This window comes from Actinoplanes lobatus (genome assembly GCF_014205215.1).
GTDB lineage: Bacteria > Actinomycetota > Actinomycetes > Mycobacteriales > Micromonosporaceae > Actinoplanes > Actinoplanes lobatus.
This window is the reverse complement of sequence record NZ_JACHNC010000001.1, coordinates 9649558-9664430: the sequence shown is the minus strand read 5'-3', so window position 1 is coordinate 9664430 and position 14873 is coordinate 9649558. Positions and strand designations below refer to the sequence as shown.

General features: G+C 72.1%; 17 protein-coding genes. 10 read left to right on the top strand and 7 right to left on the bottom strand.

Going from position 1 to position 14873, the window contains the following annotated elements:
• Positions 1–119 precede the first annotated feature (119 nt).
• Complete coding sequence (locus BJ964_RS43965; RefSeq protein ID WP_229806827.1) at positions 120–677, bottom strand: hemerythrin domain-containing protein; 558 nt, start codon at positions 675–677, stop codon at positions 120–122.
• A 123-nt stretch (positions 678–800) separates the two neighbouring features.
• Here BJ964_RS43965 and BJ964_RS43960 point away from each other — a divergent pair, with 123 nt between their 5' ends.
• Together BJ964_RS43960 and BJ964_RS43955 are read left to right on the top strand one after the other, a co-directional pair.
• Positions 801–2111, top strand: coding sequence for a M20/M25/M40 family metallo-hydrolase (locus BJ964_RS43960; protein WP_188126187.1), 1311 nt, complete (start codon positions 801–803; stop codon positions 2109–2111).
• A 22-nt stretch (positions 2112–2133) separates the two neighbouring features.
• Positions 2134–2814 carry a hypothetical protein gene (locus BJ964_RS43955; RefSeq protein WP_188126186.1) on the top strand — a complete coding sequence of 227 codons (681 nt, stop codon included), beginning with the start codon at positions 2134–2136 and terminating at the stop codon, positions 2812–2814.
• Between the two features lie 38 nt (positions 2815–2852).
• On the opposite strand, the gene BJ964_RS43950 is transcribed toward BJ964_RS43955, so the two are convergent.
• A complete protein-coding gene (locus BJ964_RS43950; protein WP_188126185.1) occupies positions 2853–3044 on the bottom strand; it encodes a DUF5703 family protein in 192 nt (63 codons plus the stop codon).
• A gap of 54 nt (positions 3045–3098) precedes the next feature.
• Positions 3099–4097, bottom strand: a complete 999-nt coding sequence (locus BJ964_RS43945; RefSeq protein ID WP_188126184.1) for an aldo/keto reductase — start codon at positions 4095–4097, stop codon at positions 3099–3101.
• 138 nt (positions 4098–4235) lie between these two features.
• Here BJ964_RS43945 and BJ964_RS43940 point away from each other — a divergent pair, with 138 nt between their 5' ends.
• The 7 genes from BJ964_RS43940 to BJ964_RS43910 all read left to right on the top strand — a co-directional run bounded on the left by BJ964_RS43940 (position 4236) and on the right by BJ964_RS43910 (position 9762).
• Positions 4236–5288, top strand: coding sequence for an LLM class F420-dependent oxidoreductase (locus BJ964_RS43940; RefSeq protein WP_188126183.1), 1053 nt, complete (start codon positions 4236–4238; stop codon positions 5286–5288).
• Positions 5288–5980, top strand: a complete 693-nt coding sequence (locus BJ964_RS43935; RefSeq protein ID WP_188126182.1) for a histidine phosphatase family protein — start codon at positions 5288–5290, stop codon at positions 5978–5980. Before BJ964_RS43940 ends, BJ964_RS43935 begins: the two co-directional genes overlap by 1 nt.
• A 108-nt stretch (positions 5981–6088) precedes the next feature.
• Positions 6089–6676, top strand: coding sequence for a DUF3090 domain-containing protein (locus tag BJ964_RS43930; protein WP_188126181.1), 588 nt, complete (start codon positions 6089–6091; stop codon positions 6674–6676).
• Complete coding sequence (locus tag BJ964_RS43925) at positions 6673–7488, top strand: SCO1664 family protein (protein WP_188126180.1); 816 nt, start codon at positions 6673–6675, stop codon at positions 7486–7488. Before BJ964_RS43930 ends, BJ964_RS43925 begins: the two co-directional genes overlap by 4 nt.
• Before the next feature lie 54 nt (positions 7489–7542).
• A complete protein-coding gene (gene mshC / locus BJ964_RS43920) occupies positions 7543–8787 on the top strand; it encodes a cysteine--1-D-myo-inosityl 2-amino-2-deoxy-alpha-D-glucopyranoside ligase (protein WP_188126179.1) in 1245 nt (414 codons plus the stop codon).
• 238 nt (positions 8788–9025) lie between these two features.
• The gene (locus tag BJ964_RS43915; RefSeq protein WP_188126178.1) at positions 9026–9301 is read left to right on the top strand and encodes a lipocalin/fatty acid-binding family protein; all 276 of its coding nucleotides are present in this window, start codon (positions 9026–9028) and stop codon (positions 9299–9301) included.
• Between the two features lie 128 nt (positions 9302–9429).
• The gene (locus tag BJ964_RS43910) at positions 9430–9762 is read left to right on the top strand and encodes a hypothetical protein (protein ID WP_188126177.1); all 333 of its coding nucleotides are present in this window, start codon (positions 9430–9432) and stop codon (positions 9760–9762) included.
• 86 nt (positions 9763–9848) lie between these two features.
• Here the strand turns inward: BJ964_RS43910 and BJ964_RS43905 are convergent, their stop codons facing one another.
• The 3 genes from BJ964_RS43905 to BJ964_RS43895 form a co-directional block, all read right to left on the bottom strand.
• Positions 9849–10334, bottom strand: coding sequence for a response regulator transcription factor (locus BJ964_RS43905; protein WP_229806822.1), 486 nt, complete (start codon positions 10332–10334; stop codon positions 9849–9851).
• A 311-nt stretch (positions 10335–10645) separates the two neighbouring features.
• Positions 10646–11311: a response regulator transcription factor gene (locus BJ964_RS43900; RefSeq protein WP_188126176.1), complete on the bottom strand. Its 666-nt coding sequence runs from the start codon at positions 11309–11311 to the stop codon at positions 10646–10648.
• The gene (locus BJ964_RS43895; RefSeq protein WP_188126175.1) at positions 11308–12465 is read right to left on the bottom strand and encodes a sensor histidine kinase; all 1158 of its coding nucleotides are present in this window, start codon (positions 12463–12465) and stop codon (positions 11308–11310) included. Before BJ964_RS43895 ends, BJ964_RS43900 begins: the two co-directional genes overlap by 4 nt.
• A gap of 111 nt (positions 12466–12576) precedes the next feature.
• Here BJ964_RS43895 and BJ964_RS43890 point away from each other — a divergent pair, with 111 nt between their 5' ends.
• Complete coding sequence (locus tag BJ964_RS43890) at positions 12577–13884, top strand: alpha/beta fold hydrolase (RefSeq protein ID WP_188126174.1); 1308 nt, start codon at positions 12577–12579, stop codon at positions 13882–13884.
• Between the two features lie 24 nt (positions 13885–13908).
• Here BJ964_RS43890 and BJ964_RS43885 read toward each other — a convergent pair whose 3' ends face one another.
• On the bottom strand, positions 13909–14700 hold the full coding sequence (locus BJ964_RS43885) for a GntR family transcriptional regulator (RefSeq protein ID WP_188126173.1): 792 nt from the start codon (positions 14698–14700) through the stop codon (positions 13909–13911).
• Positions 14701–14873 lie beyond the last annotated feature (173 nt).

Genomic DNA, 14873 nt, shown 5'->3' with positions numbered 1-14873 from the left:
ACGTTAGGACTAGAACGGGAGGGAATGCTAGTCCGGGAAGCGTGGAATGATCGGCGACCTGTGACAAACGTATGAACGAACAGGACAGACCGTGCTTACCGCCTGTAGCTCATTTATCGTCACAGATCGCTCATGTAGGTGGCACGTGCGGTGACCGCATCCCGCACTTTGTCCACCACGCCCACGATCGGGTCGACCACCTTGTTCCAGGGCGGTGACGACGGCGTGGCCGGGTGCGGCCGGGTCGGCGCCGCCTCCTCGGCCGTCTCGAACCGGTTGCCGAGCCGGATCAGATCCTCCGCCGGGACCATCTGCTCCAGCAGGGGCAGCAACTCCGCGGCGTCGGCCGCCACGTGCCGCTCGATCGCGGCGCCGAACCCGCCCACGTCACCGTCGCTCAGCAACCGCAGCAGCCGCGCGTCCTCGGCCAGCTCGCGGTCGGCGATCAGGTCACCGCCGGGCACCGCGGACCGGACCGCCGGGTAGAGGTACTGCTCCTCGGCGCACAGGTGCCGGGACACGACGGCGATCAGCACGGAGGCGGCCCGCTCGTCGGCGGGATCGCTCCGGAGCCGCCCGGTCAGGGCGAGGATCTGCCGGTGCTCCTCGCCGACCACGTCGACGATGCTGCGGCCGGAGGTCTCGCCGCCGGTCGGCGGCAGCGGGGGAAGATTCACGTCGGACACGGCCGTCCCGATACCCGCCACGGCTCTCCGGCCAAACCTCTCCATCCGACCGCCCCGCCCACCACCCCTAGATCGGACTGAAGGCTCTTTACGCCTTGCTGGTAAGAAGGGCGGATGGACACCACGACCGCGGAGAGCGAGGTCACCGGCCTGTGCCGCGACCTGCTCCGGATCGACACCACCAACACCGGCGACCAGCGGACCACCGTGGGGGAGCGGGCCGCCGCCGAGTACGTCGCGGAGAAGCTCGGCGAGGTCGGGATCGAGTCGCGGCTGCTGGAGTCCGCGCCGAAACGGGCCAACCTGATCGCCCGGATACCCGGCGCCGACCCGTCCCGGGGCGCGCTGCTCGTCCACGGGCACCTCGACGTCGTCCCGGCCGACGCGAGCGAGTGGTCGGTCCCGCCGTTCTCGGGCGAGGAGAAGGACGGCTACCTGTGGGGCCGCGGGGCGGTCGACATGAAGGACTTCGACGCCATGGTGCTGTCCGTCGTCCGCGAATGGAGGCGCACCGGCTACGTCCCGCCGCGCGACATCGTTCTGGCGTACACCGCCGACGAGGAGGCCGGCATGGAGTACGGCTCCCAGTGGCTGGTCCGCAACCACCCGGACGAGTTCGAGGGCTGCACCGAGGCGATCGGCGAGGTCGGCGGGTACTCGTACACCGTCAACGACGACCTTCGTCTCTATCTCGTGCAGACCGCCGAGAAGGGACTCGACTGGCTGCGGGTGCACGCCACCGGGCGGCCCGGCCACGGCTCCTTCATCCACGACGACAACGCGGTCACCGCGCTCGCCGAAGCCGTCGCGCGGGTCGGCCGGCACCGGTTCCCGACCATCGTCACCCCGACCGTACGGGCCTTCCTGGAACAGGTCAGCGACGCCCTGGAGATCGACCTGGACCCGGAGGAGCCGGAACTCGCGGTCGCCAAGCTCGGCCCGATCGCCAACCTGATCGGCGCCACCCTGCGCAACACCGCCAACCCGACCCGCCTGGAAGCCGGCTACAAGGACAACGTCATCCCGGGCCGGGCGTCGGCCACCATCGACTGCCGGACCCTGCCCGGCCACGCCGACGCGTTCCTGCGCGAACTGCGTGACGTGATCGGGCCGGACCTGGAGATCGAGCACATGCACCAGCAGTCGGCCGTGGAGACCTCCTTCGACGGCGCCCTGGTCGACGCCATGGGGGCCGCGCTGCGCGCCGAGGACCCGGGAGCGCGTACCGTGCCGTACCTGATGTCCGGCGGCACCGACGCCAAGGCCTTCGCCACGCTCGGCATCCGCTGCTTCGGCTTCGCGCCGCTCCGGCTGCCCCCGGATCTCAACTTCAGTGCCCTCTTCCACGGCATCGACGAGCGAGTTCCGGTGGAGGGACTAAAGTTCGGCGTGCGTGTGCTCGACCGTTTGCTCCGAAACAGCTGAAATCGGAAGGACCCCCAAATCCATGACTGACCAGAACGCCGAGCTCGACGAGGCTCTCGAGCGGGTGGTCGAGGCGGCGCGGGCGCATCTCGCGGCCGTCAAGACGGCCGCCGGCCGCATCGACGACGACGACGTCTGGCAGGCGTATGTCGATCTCAACAACGCCTCCTTCGCGTACGACGAGAAGCTGCTGGACGCCTTCGGCGAAGTCACGCCGTGGGACGTCGAGGCCATCGACCCGGACGAGGCGGACCGCCGGTTCGGTCAGCTGGCCGAGTCCGCGGGCGGGCCGGGCGCCGACCCGTACCCGCAGGTCGTCTCGGTCCGGCAGCGCCGCGACTACCGGGTGCCCAGCGTCACCGCCCTGCTGCGGGTCGCCGAGGCGGCCCGGCGCAGCTCCGTCCCCGAGGACGAGGACGCCGGCCCCGTCGAGTCGGTCGGCGAGGCCGTGCTCGAACTGCTGCAGGCCGGCGACGGGTCGCTCGCCTCGCTCGACGTGCCCGAGCTGGAGCCGCTCGACGGCCTGCTCACCGTCACCGAGGTGACCGAGCCGCTCGACCTGGAGGCCTTCGACGACGCGGACGGCAGCGGCCCGTTCGCCCCGGTCGAGGGCGACCTGCTGGTCGGCCGTCTCGACGAGCACCCGTTCCTGCCCGACGAGGACGACCACGATCACGACCACGCCGGTCACAAGCACCACTGACGGACCAGGGCCCGTCCGCGTCGGGCGGGCGGGCCCTGTCAGTAACTGAGGCCGGGCTGCGGGATGGGCTGGAGGCGACGGCGGAGCATCACCTTGCGGCTGCCGTCGGCGAAGAGCTGAACCCTGGCCAGCTCCCAGCCGGAGAACTCGGCCTGGATGGCGAGCTGCGCCGCCGCGGTCAGTCGATCGACATTCGAAGGCAACCGTAGCGGCGCGTATTCGTAGTCCATGGCGTCTAATATGCTCCCCGCCCTGACCGACGACAAGCGCTGACCAGCGCTTACTCAGCCGTAGTAGCTGTGCGGGTGGCTGGCGCCCTCGCGTTCGGGGTAGCCGACCTCGATCGCGGAGACGTCGTCGAGGGCGAAGGCGATCTCGGCCGGGAGGGTGAGGTGCTCGCTGCGCAGGGCGCCCTCCAGCTGGCCCGCGGTGCGGGCGCCGAGGACCGGGGCGGCCACCCCCGGGCGGTCGCGGATCCAGGCCAGGGCCACCTCCAGCGGGGACACTCCCAGGCCGCTCGCCGCGGTGACCACCGCCTCGACGATGCTGGAGCTGCGTGGCTCCAGGTAGGTCTGTACGAACGGGGCCATGTGCTCGGAGGCGGCCCGCGAGTCGAGCGGGCGGCCGTTGCGGTACTTGCCGGTGAGGACCCCGCGGCCCAGCGGCGACCAGGCCAGCACGCCGAACCCGAGGGCGGCCGCGGACGGCAGGATCTCGCGTTCGATGCCGCGTTCCAACAACGAGTACTCCATCTGGGCGGCCACGATCGGGGCCCGCCCGGGGTGGGCCGCCTGCCAGGTGGCGGCCCGCGCGGTCTGCCAGGCGGCGAAGTTGGACACGCCGACGTAGCGGACCCGGCCGCTGGCCACCGCGTGGTCCAGCGCGGCCAGGGTCTCCTCGAACGGGGTCTGGGCGTCGTACCCGTGCACCTGCCACAGGTCGACGTAGTCGGTGCCGAGCCGGCGCAGCGACGCGTCCAGCGAGCGCAGCAGGTTGCCGCGGGAGCCGTCGCGCGGGCGGTAGCGGTGCGGGGTGAGGCCCGCCTTCGTGGCGATCACCACCTCGTCGCGGGGGACCAGGTGGTCGAGCAGCGAGCCGATCACCGACTCGGCGTCGCCGTCGCCGTACACGTCGGCGGTGTCCAGAAGCGTGCCGCCCGCCTCCAGGAAGATCTTCAGCTGATCCGCCGCGTCGTCGGGGTCGGTGTCCCGGCCCCAGGTCATGGTGCCGAGCGCGAGCCGCGAAACCGCTAGCCCGCTTCGGCCGAGCGGTCGCTGATGCATGAGTGAACCTTATTCAGACCAGCCCTTTCGCGAAATGCTCGAGCCTCAGCCGGGTGGGTCGGTTACCGGACCGAAACGGGTCGGTCTTCGGTCAGTACGCTTGCCCGAGACCTATCAAGATCTCGGGAGGGCAGCTCGGTGCGGCTCGGACTCAGCCTCGGCTACCAGACGGCGTGGAGCACTCCCGCCGATCATCTCGCCATGGCGCGGGAGGCGGACCGGCTCGGCTACTCGGTGGTCTGGGCCGCCGAGGCGTACGGTTCGGACACGGTGAGCATGCTCGCCTGGATCGCCGGCCAGACCGAGCGGATCGACCTGGGCGCGGCCGTCATGCAGATCCCGGCGCGAACCCCGGCGATGACCGCGATGACCGCCGCCACCCTGGACACGCTGTCCGGCAAGCGGTTCCGGCTGGGCCTGGGCGTCTCCGGCCCGCAGGTGTCCGAGGGCTGGCACGGCGTGCGGTTCGCCAAGCCGCTGGCCCGCACCCGGGAGTACGTGGCGATCGTCAGGCAGGCGCTGTCCCGTCAGGCGGTGTCCTACCAGGGCGAGCACTACACGCTGCCGCTGCCCGGCGGCGCCGGCAAGCCGCTGAAGCTGGGTTTCCACCCGGCGCGCACCGACATCCCGGTCTACCTGGCCGCGGTCGGCCCGAAGAACCTGGAGCTGGCCGGTGAGATCGCCGACGGCTGGCTGGGGATCTTCGTGGCCCCGGACGCGTCCGGTGACCACCTGCGGCACATCGCGGCCGGCCGGGCCAAGCGGGGCCTCGGGCTGTCCGGTTTCGACGTGGTGGCCAGTGTGCCGGTGGCGATCGGCGACGACCTGGACGCCTGCGCCGACGTGATCCGGCCGTACGCGGCGCTCTACGTCGGCGGGATGGGCAGCCGGGAGCAGAACTTCTACAACGCGCTCGCGGTCCGGCTCGGCTACGCCGACGAGGCGAGGACGGTGCAGGATCTCTACCTGAGCCGTAGGCCGGCCGAGGCGGCGGCCGCGCTGCCCCGCGAGTTCATCGAGCGCACCTCGATCATCGGCACCCGCGAGCAGGTCCGGAAACGGATCGAGGAGTACGCGGCGGCCGGTGTCGGCACGCTGTCGATCAGCCCCTACGTGGGTGATCTGGAGAGCGGCCTGCGGACGCTGCGGATCGTGGCCGAGGCCTTCGACTCCTCCGGCGTGGGCCGGTAGTGGCCACCGTACTGCTGCTCCGGCACGGCCGGACCACCGCGAACGCCTCCGGGGAGCTGGCCGGGCGCCGGCCGGTCGAGCTGGACGACACCGGCCGTGCCCAGGCGTGCCGGGTGGCCGCCCGCCTGGACGGGCTGCCGCTGGCCGCGGTCGTCTCCAGCCCGCTGGTTCGCTGCCGGCAGACGGTCGGGCTGGCGGTGCCGGGCGCCGAGCCGGCGCTGGACGAGGCGCTGACCGAGTGCGGGTACGGCGACTGGGAGGGCCGGCAACTCAAGGAGCTGGCCCAGGAGCCGCTCTGGCAGGTCGTCCAGCACCATCCCAGCGCGGTCGTCTTCCCGAACGGCGAGTCGATGGCCGCGATGTCGGCACGGGCGGTCGAGGCGATCCGCTCCTGGGACGCGAAGATCACCGCCGAGCACGGGGCGGACGCGGTCTGGCTGGCGTGCAGCCACGGCGATGTGATCAAGGCCATCGTGGCCGACGCGCTGGGCCTGCACCTCGACCAGTTCCAGCGGATCGTGGCCGACCCGGCGTCGATCACCGCGATCCGGTACACCGCCGGGCGGCCGTTCGTGGTGCGCCTCAACGAGACCGGTGAACTGGGCTCACTCGTACCCCCGAAGATCGATGGGCGGGAGAGGGCCGCGGAGAGTGACGCGGCCGTGGGTGGTGGCGCCGGAGGCGGTGTCTGACGACGCTCCGTGATCGATGTATCGTCGCAGCGTGGGCCGTTTGCGCCCTCGGCGAACCGGGGACCTTGGCCCGCGCGGTTACCGCCGCGGATGGCTAGGGTTGTCCGCATGACCCACCAAGTGCATGCCTTCGAGCCGCCGGAGCGGTTCGTCGCCGGGACGGTGGGCGAGCCGGGGGACCGCACTTTCTATCTCCAGGCCCGCGGTGGCGGCCGGGTGATCAGCGTCGCGCTGGAGAAGGTCCAGGTGTCGCTGCTCGCCGAGAAGCTGGAGGAGCTGCTCCTCGAGGCGAACAAGCGGTTCGGCGTCACGCTGCCGGAGGCCGTGCTGACGGCCGGGCACGACAACGAGCCGCTCGACACCCCGGTCGACGAGGAGTTCCGCGTCGGCACGCTGGGCCTGGCCTTCGACGTGGACACCAGCACCGTCGTGATCGAGGCGATAGAGGCCGGTGAGCCGGATGCCGATCTCTCCGGCAGCCCGCTCGACGACGAGGACGACGAGGAAGCCGACGACGACGAGCCGGACGACGACCTGGACCGGCTCCGGGTGCGGCTCACCCCTGAGGCGACCCGCGCGTTCATCGACCGGGCCCGCCGGGTCGTGGCCGCCGGCCGGCCGCCCTGCCCGCTCTGCGGCCAGCCGCTCGACCCGGCCGGTCACCTCTGTCCCCGGCACAACGGCTACCACCGGTGACGGCGGAGCCGACGTCGGTGCTGGCCGAGGCCGACGCGCTCGAGTTGCTCGGGCGCGGGCGGATCGAGATCGAGGGGCGCCTCGTGGACGCCTCCAACACCACCCTGCGCGCCGAGATCAGCCTGGACGGGCTGACCCGGCGCTGCGTCTACAAGCCGGTGCGCGGCGAGCGCCCGCTGTGGGACTTTCCGGACGGCACGCTGGCCGGCCGTGAGGTGTCGGCCTACCTGGTCTCCCGGGCCACCGGGTGGGATCTGGTGCCGCCCACCGTCCTGCGGGACGGGCCGCTCGGCCCCGGGGCGCTGCAACTCTGGATCGACGAGCCGGCGGAGGCGCCCGCGCTGATCGGGTTCGTCCCGGCGTACGACGTGCCGCCCGGCTGGATCCCGGTGGCCGCGGCGCGCGACGACGACGGCGACGCGTTCGCGCTGGCCCACGCCGACGACCCGCGCCTGGCCCGGCTGGCCCTCTTCGACGCGGTGATCAACAACGCCGACCGCAAGGGCGGGCACGTGCTCTACCCGGCGACCGGCGGCCTGCACGGGGTCGACCACGGGGTCAGCTTCCACGTGGAGAACAAGTTGCGCACGGTGCTCTGGGGCTGGACCGGCCGGCCGCTGCCGGGCGAGGGCACGGCGGTGCTCACCCGGCTCGGCGAGCAGCTGACGGGGCCGCTCGGCGCGGCGCTCGAGGAGCATCTGACCGTCGCCGAGGTGCAGCATGCCGCGCTGCGGGTGAAGCGGCTGCTGCGGGCGGCCCGGTTCCCCCAGCCGCCGACCGACTGGCCGGCTATTCCCTGGCCGCCGATCTAGAGGTTTAGCTCACGCCCCCGGGTACCTTCCGGGGCCGCTGGTTAGGCTCCTTTCATGGATGCATGGACCGGCCACGACGTACCCACCCTGCCGGATTCGCCCGCGCGGTCCCCGCTGCGGCTGTACGACACGGCGCGGGCGTCGGCGCAGCCCAGCACGCCGGCCGGCAGCGCGACGATGTACGTCTGCGGCATCACGCCGTACGACGCCACCCACCTCGGCCACGCCGCCACGATGATCACCTTCGATCTGGTGAATCGTATGTGGCGGGACCTCGGAAACGATGTCCGATATGTGCAGAATGTGACTGACATCGACGACCCGTTGCTGGAACGCGCCGAGCGCGACGGCGAGGACTGGATCGTTCTGGCGATGCGGGAGACGGCCCTCTTCCGGGAGGACATGGAGGCGCTGCGGATCATTCCGCCCGCCCACTACGTCGGCGCCGTCGAGTCCATTCCGCGAATCGTCGAGCACGTCGTCGAACTGGTCGGGAAAGGGGCCGCGTACCAGCTCGGCGACGGCACCGGCGACGTCTACTTCGACATCTCCGCCGCGCCCCGGTTCGGCTACGAGTCGCACCTGTCGCGCGACGAGATGACGGTGCTCTCCGCGGAGCGCGGCGGCGACCCGGACCGGGCCGGCAAGCGGGACCCGCTCGACCCGCTGCTGTGGCGCGGCGCCCGCGACGGCGAGCCGGTGTGGGACGGTGGCGAGGTCGGCCCCGGCCGCCCGGGCTGGCACATCGAGTGCGCCACCATCGCGCTCCGCCTGCTCGGCGACACCATCGACGTGCAGGGCGGCGGCAGCGACCTGCTCTACCCCCACCACGAGTGCTCGGCGGCGCACGCCGAGGTGCTGACCGGGGCGGAGCCGTTCGCCGCGCACTACGTGCACGCCGGCATGATCGGCCTGGACGGCGAGAAGATGTCGAAGTCGCGCGGCAACCTGGTCTTCGTGTCCCGGCTGCGCGGCGACGGCGTGGACCCGATGGCGGTCCGGCTCGGCCTGCTCTCCGGGCACTACCGCGCCGACCGGGACTGGACCGACGACGTCCTCAAGCAGGGCCAGTCGCGGCTGGCCCGGTGGCGGGAGGCGTCCGCCGCGCCGTCCGGGCCGTCCGGGGCCGGCCTCCTGGCGGCGGTCCGTGAGGCGCTCGCCGACGACCTGGACGCGCCCGCCGCGCTGTCCCTCGTGGACGCCTGGGCGGAGGCGGCGCTGGCCGGCGTGGGCGACGACATCGGCGCGCCGGAGTTGATGACACGAACGGTGGACGCTCTTCTCGGTGTGCGCCTGTAAGGCTATTCAGAAAGGGCCCCCGTCCACGCTTGGGCGGGGGCCCTTTCGCGTACCCGGGGCCGTTCGGGATGAGAATCGCCCCGCGTGACCCTAGCCAGATTCTCGCCGGGTTTCGGGAGTTTCCTCTATTAGGTGAAACGGCGGAAGTTGTTCGCCCAAATCCCAGCGATCGCGGGTTGTTCCGTCCAAGATTCTCCTTGGCACAACAAGCCAAACCCCAAATCCGAAAGGAAACGACATGCGTAAGACGGCTCTGTACCTGGGTGGCCTCTTCCTCGCGACCGGCGCCGCCCTGGCAGTGTCCGCCCCCGCCCAGGCTGCCCCGAGCACCCCGACGTGCGGCTACTACCAGACCAGCTACTGCGGCTACAACAAGCCGTACTACCAGCAGCCGTACGTCTCGAACGTTGCCTCGCAGAAGGCCTACAACCACCAGAACGGCAAGTACAACTTCAGCATCATCGACCAGACCCAGAACCAGGCCGGCGACGACGTCAACGTCTACCCCTGGTGACAATGCCGTTTCCACTCGCGTAGTGGATTCGTTGTTCAACTGACGCCCGAAGCGCCGATGGCGCTTCGGGCGTCAGTTCGGCCGGTCTCCGGCCACTTGTCCAAACACACGTAAGGGAAAGGTAAAACATGCGCAAGACGGCTCTGACTCTCGGCGGTTTCCTCATCGCGACCGGTGCCGCCCTGGCAGTGTCCGCCCCGGCTCAGGCGGCGGCTCTCTCCTGCGGTTGCGGCCCGATTTCGCCCGCCTACGGTCCGGCCTACGGTCCGGCCTACGGTCCGTCCTACGGCAATGCTTATGGCCCGGCCGGTTACGCTCGGCCGCAGCAGGGCCCGACCGTGAACGTGGCCGACCAGAGTGCCTACGTCGAGCAGCACGGCCTGATCAACATCAGCCTGATCGACCAGACCCAGAACGCCTTCGGCGGCCAGCGCCGGGTGCCTGGCACGATCTTCAACTGATCACCGCAACACCCCCGGAAACACCGTTCAGGGACAAACGCCCGAGGCCCGCACTGGCGCCTCGGGCGTCGAAAACTTCTGGGGCATCAGCCGCCGCCGGCCCGGACCAGCCCCGACTCGTACACGTAGACGACCGCCTGCACCCGGTCCCGCAGCCCGAGTTTCATCAACACCCGCGCCACATGCGTCTTCACCGTCGCCTCGCCCACGGTGAGCGCCGCCGCGATCTCGGAGTTCGACATCCCCCGCGCCATCAGCCGCAGCACGTCCAGCTCCCGTGGCGTCAGGGTGGTCAGCACGATCACCCGCGGCGGATCCGGGGTGGACAGCAGCGCCCGGGTCGCGGACAGCCCGTCCTGGCGGGGCATGGCGATGTCCATGAGCACCACGTCCCTCCCGGACGCCCAGGTGCGGGCGGTCGACGAGCGCTTCCTCGCGATGAGCGTCACGGCGGCCGGCTGGCAGTGGCCGGGCCTGATCGGCTGGGGGCTGTCGCTCGTCCTCACCCCGATCGCCGCCGCCCGCGGCCGGGTCATCGACTGGTGGACAGCCGGCGCCGCACTGCTCGGCACCGCCCTCTACCTGGCGTTCGCCATCTCGCCGGTGCCGCTCTGCCTGCTCGGCCCGGTCGTCCTGATCGGCGCCTACGGCGCGGCGGCCCGGCGCCTGGTCCGGCCGGCCGCCGCCCGGCATCGTCGCCTTCCTCGGTCTGGGCCTCGGCCCGATCGGCGTCACCGGCCCCCTGCTGCTCCTGGCCGGCTTCGGTCTGATGGCCCACGACCTGGCCCGGTCCCCAGCCCCGGCGCCCGCTCCCGTCGTCCCCGCCGAGGCCTGACCGGCCACCGTCCCCGGGCACGCCGGGGGCGGCGCGCCCGGGGACGGGTCAGAGCAGTTCGGCGTCGTGGACCAGCAGGGCGATCTGGACGCGGTTGTTCAGGGTCAGCTTGCTCAGCAGGCGGGACACGTGGCCCTTCACGGTGGGGACGCTCATGCGCAGTTCGGTGGCGATCTCGGCGTTGGACCGGCCGTGGCCCACCAGGACGGCCACCTCGCGTTCCCGGTCGGTGAGGGCGGCCAGCCGGGTCCGGGCGCGGGCGCGGCGGGTCCCGGCCTCCGGGTCGGCGACGTGGTCGATCAGCCGGCGGATCACCGTGGGGGAGAGGGAGGCGCTGCCGGCCGCGACCGACCGGACCGCGGCCAGGATCTCCCGGGGCGGGGTGTCCTTCAGCAGGAAACCGGCGGCCCCGCCACGCAGTGCCTCCAGCACGTACTCGTCGGCGTCGAAGGTGGTCAGCACGATCACCTGCGGCGCGTTCGGCCGGGTGCGGATGCGGCGGGTCGCGATCAGACCGTCGACCCGGGGCATCCGGATGTCCATCAGGATGACGTCCGGCCAGTGTGCCTCGGACGCGGTCACCGCCTCCGCGCCGTCGCCGGCCTCGGCCACCACCTCGATGTCCGGCGACCCGCCGACCAGGATCCGCAGCCCGGCCCGGACCAGCGCGTCGTCGTCGACGATCACCAGCCGGATCGGCCGGCCGGGGGTCATGCCGGCCACGGCAGTGAGGCGTCCAGGTGGAAGGTGCCGTCGGCCGGGCCGTGGGTGACGCGGCCGCCGGCCAGGGCCACCCGTTCGGCGATGCCGACCAGGCCCAGTCCGGTGCCCGGCGGCCGCGCGGACGGCGTACCGGTGAAGGGGTTGGTGATCGTGACGTGGAGAGCGTGACCGGCGGCACCCGCCAGCCGCACCGTGGCGGCCGGCCCTGTGCCGTGTTTGCGGGCGTTCGTCAGTCCCTCCTGGACGATGCGGTAGACGGTGCGGCCGAGGACCTCCGGTGGGATGTCCGCGGGCAGCTCGTTGCGGTAGTCGACGGTCATCCCGGCGGCCCGCGCGCCGCCGAGCAGCTCGTCCATGTCGCCGAGGCCGGGCTGCGGCGGCTCGGGACGCCCGCTCGGCACGCCGACCACGGCCCGCAGCTCCTCGAGGGCCTCGTGCGCGCTGCCGCGGATCGCGCCGGCCGCGAGCGTCAGCTCCTCCGGCGACACCGTGCCGCGTATCTCGAGAGCGCCGGCGTGCAGGCTGATCAGCGACATCCGGTGGGCGAGGACGTCGTGCATCTCGCGGGCGATCCGGGCGCGTTCGGTCAGCCGGGCCCGGTCCTCGCGCAGCCGCTGCTCGGCCTCCAGACGGGCGGCGTGGTCGCGCAAGGAGGTGGTGAGACGCCGGTACGCCTGCACGAACAGCCCCCACCCCAGCGCCGCCACGGTGACCACGCCACGGACCACGAAGTCGACCCAGATGTCGAACGAGGGGTGGTCGTGGAGCACGAAGTACAGCCCGGCGGTGCCGACGTTGACCGTGCCGAGCACGACCAGGACCGGAAGCCTCAGCCGGATCGCGGCGGTGAACAGCGCCACGACGATCGGCCCGGTGGCGGTCACCGACACCGCACCGAACGGCAGCAGCGCCGCCGTCACCGCGAGCGGATGCCGTCGCCGCAGCGTGAGCGCGGCCGCGCAGGCCAGCCCGACCGCCACGTCGGCCGGCCAGGGCAGCGCCGCGCCGGGCCGGGTGGCGTCGCCGAGCAGCATCATCCCCAGGCCGTAGGCCAGCGCCAGCACGATCGCGACGGCGTCGGCGATCCGGTCGCGGGAAGCCGCGCGAGGCGCTGCCGGGTCCGGCACCAGCAGGGCGAGGAGCATGATGCAGACCCTATGGGGTAGGGCGTCCGTACCGGCACCTACCAAAGTAGGGCCCGGACCCCGTCCGCCGGCCGGTGTGTGTGGACGGGGCGGGGTCCCATGCTGCCGGGCATGAAGAGATCCCTCGCCGTCCTCGTTCCCGTGGCCTGGGGAGTGGCCGCCGCCCTGTGGACGCCACGCGGCCCGCTCACCGGTGGACAGGCCCTCGGGTCGATCGCGATCAGCCTGGTGGTGGGCATCCTGGCCGGGCGCGCGGCCGGTACCCGCTGGATGATCCTGGGCGCGCCTCTCGCGTACGCCATCGCCTTCGAACTGGCGCGGATGAGCGCGACCGGCCCCTCGGTGGACGCGCCGCACCCCAGCGTGCTGGGCTTTCTGGTGCTGATCACCGGGCGTGGCGTGCACGGGCTGCTGTCGCTGTTCCCGATGGCGGCCGGCGCGGCGTGGGGGAGCGGTGTCCGGCGCCGGATCCCTCTCGGCCTGGCCGCGGCCGGGCTGGTGCTGGTCACCGTGGCGGCCGCCGTGCCGGCCCGGACCCAGCGGATCCCCGGCGGCGTCGCCGAACTGGCCGAGGTCGGCGGTCTGCGGGTGATGATCCGCGGCCGGGACACGGCGGCGCCGGTGCTGCTGTTCGTGCCCGGTCCGCCGGGCGGCTCGATGATCGGCACGCTGCGGCTGCGCCTGCCCGCCCTGGAGGAGCGTTTCGTGGTGGCCACCCTGGACCGTCGCAGCGGCGCCGGGATGACCCTGGACAGCGAGGTGGCCGACATCGTCGCGGTCACCGAACACCTGCGGAAACGGTTCGGGCGGGACCGGATCGTGCTGGCCGCCCATTCGGGTGGCTCGATCCCGGCGGTCACGGCCGCCCACCGCCGTCCCGGGCTGTTCCACGCCTACCTGGGCATCGGTCAGGCCGTCGACCTGCGTGACAGCGACCGGATCCTGTACGGCGACATGCTCGCGTGGGCACGCTCGGCCGGCCGCGACGACCTGGTGGACCGGCTGACCGCCCAGGGCCCGCCGCCGTGGCCGGACGTCTACGACTACGAGCCGTTCCAGCTGCACGCGCCCGAGGTGTACGGCATCGCCGGCCCGCCGTTCGACCTGGGCGTCCCCGAGTACACCCCGCTGGCGAGGGCGCACGTGATGACCACGATGCTGGACGCCTGGGACGCCCTCTACCCGAACCTCCAGGACGTCGACCTGCGCCGGGACGTGCCGGAGCTGGCGATCCCGGCCTACTTCGTGCAGGGCGGCCGGGAGATGCGCTCCCTGGCGGAGCCGTTCGCCACCTGGTACGCAGCGCTGCGCGCCCCGGGCAAACGTCTCGTGGTCCTGCCGGAGTCCGGCCACCATCCGATGTCGGAGGAGCCGGACCGGTTCGCCGCGGCGGTGACGGAGCTGCTGTCAGGCCTTTAGGTAGGCCTTTTGTCAGGCCTTTTGTCAGGCCAGAGCTAGCCCCGGGTCGGGATCGGGCTCGGCGGCCGGCAAGGGGATCCGGTACTCCTCGGTCAGCGTGGTCATCGGCCCCGGCCAGGTCGCCTGCGCCACCTCGATCGGCTTACGGGTCTCGTCGAAAGCGACATGTAGCAGATGGAGCACCGGGGTGTCCGGCCGGATCTGGAGGATCTCCGCCTCCTCCCGGCTCGGCTGGCGGGCGCTGATCGTGTCGGTGGCCGTCGTGTACCTGCGATCCAGCACCTCCTCGGCCTCCTGGTAGAGGGGCCGGCCGAACGCCTCGGGCCGCTCCAGGGTGGTGCCGCTCGCGTCGGTCACCCGGAACCAGGAGGCGCCCACCTCCACGGTGGCGTCGTCGGTACGCACGACGTGCCGCCGGACCAGCATCTCGGTGCCGTCGCGGACCCCGAAGGCGTCGGCCACCTCGGGCGGGGCGGGTTCCCGGCCGACGGCGGTGAGCTGCTGGCGGTAGCGGGCGGCCAAGTCGGCGTGGTAGCCGCGGTGGGCGCCGTACCGGCCGCGGGAGAGCCGGTTCAGTCGGCGGCGGGTGCCCCGGACGTACGTGCCGGAGCCGGGCTTGGTGATCAGGATGCCCTCGACCCGTAGCTGGTCGACGGTACGCTGCACGGTCTGTTTCGCGACGCCGAACATCTCCGCCATGGCCGGGATGGAGGGCAGGCGCTCGCCCGGCTGCCAGTCCCCGCGACGGATGCGTTCCCGCAGCTGAGCCGCGATCTGCCGATGCGGGAACTCGGCGGCGCCCGGATTGACGGTCATGATCGTCCCCCTTCCAGCTAGGTTCCTAGGATGCGCCAGCGGTGGTGGCGCCGTCACGCGACGCGCCGACCTTCGCCGAATGAAACCATGAGTGAATTCGGCTATCAGCTATATGGCTCCCAGGAGTCTGGCGGACACGGGCGGTTAGACCCCATACTGAGCGCACGTTAAGG

Excerpts from the sequence above, each read along its gene's own strand:
- BJ964_RS43885 (WP_188126173.1), bottom strand. The coding sequence starts at position 14,700 with ATGACCGTCAATCCGGGCGCCGCCGAGTTCCCGCATCGGCAGATCGCG.
- BJ964_RS43930 (WP_188126181.1), top strand. The coding sequence starts at position 6,089 with ATGACCCACCAAGTGCATGCCTTCGAGCCGCCGGAGCGGTTCGTCGCC.
- mshC (WP_188126179.1), top strand. The coding sequence starts at position 7,543 with ATGGATGCATGGACCGGCCACGACGTACCCACCCTGCCGGATTCGCCC.
- BJ964_RS43915 (WP_188126178.1), top strand. The coding sequence starts at position 9,026 with ATGCGTAAGACGGCTCTGTACCTGGGTGGCCTCTTCCTCGCGACCGGC.
- BJ964_RS43900 (WP_188126176.1), bottom strand. The coding sequence starts at position 11,311 with ATGACCCCCGGCCGGCCGATCCGGCTGGTGATCGTCGACGACGACGCG.
- BJ964_RS43895 (WP_188126175.1), bottom strand. The coding sequence starts at position 12,465 with ATGCTCCTCGCCCTGCTGGTGCCGGACCCGGCAGCGCCTCGCGCGGCT.
- BJ964_RS43910 (WP_188126177.1), top strand. The coding sequence starts at position 9,430 with ATGCGCAAGACGGCTCTGACTCTCGGCGGTTTCCTCATCGCGACCGGT.
- BJ964_RS43950 (WP_188126185.1), bottom strand. The coding sequence starts at position 3,044 with ATGGACTACGAATACGCGCCGCTACGGTTGCCTTCGAATGTCGATCGA.
- BJ964_RS43955 (WP_188126186.1), top strand. The coding sequence starts at position 2,134 with ATGACTGACCAGAACGCCGAGCTCGACGAGGCTCTCGAGCGGGTGGTC.
- BJ964_RS43960 (WP_188126187.1), top strand. The coding sequence starts at position 801 with ATGGACACCACGACCGCGGAGAGCGAGGTCACCGGCCTGTGCCGCGAC.
- BJ964_RS43945 (WP_188126184.1), bottom strand. The coding sequence starts at position 4,097 with ATGCATCAGCGACCGCTCGGCCGAAGCGGGCTAGCGGTTTCGCGGCTC.
- BJ964_RS43890 (WP_188126174.1), top strand. The coding sequence starts at position 12,577 with ATGAAGAGATCCCTCGCCGTCCTCGTTCCCGTGGCCTGGGGAGTGGCC.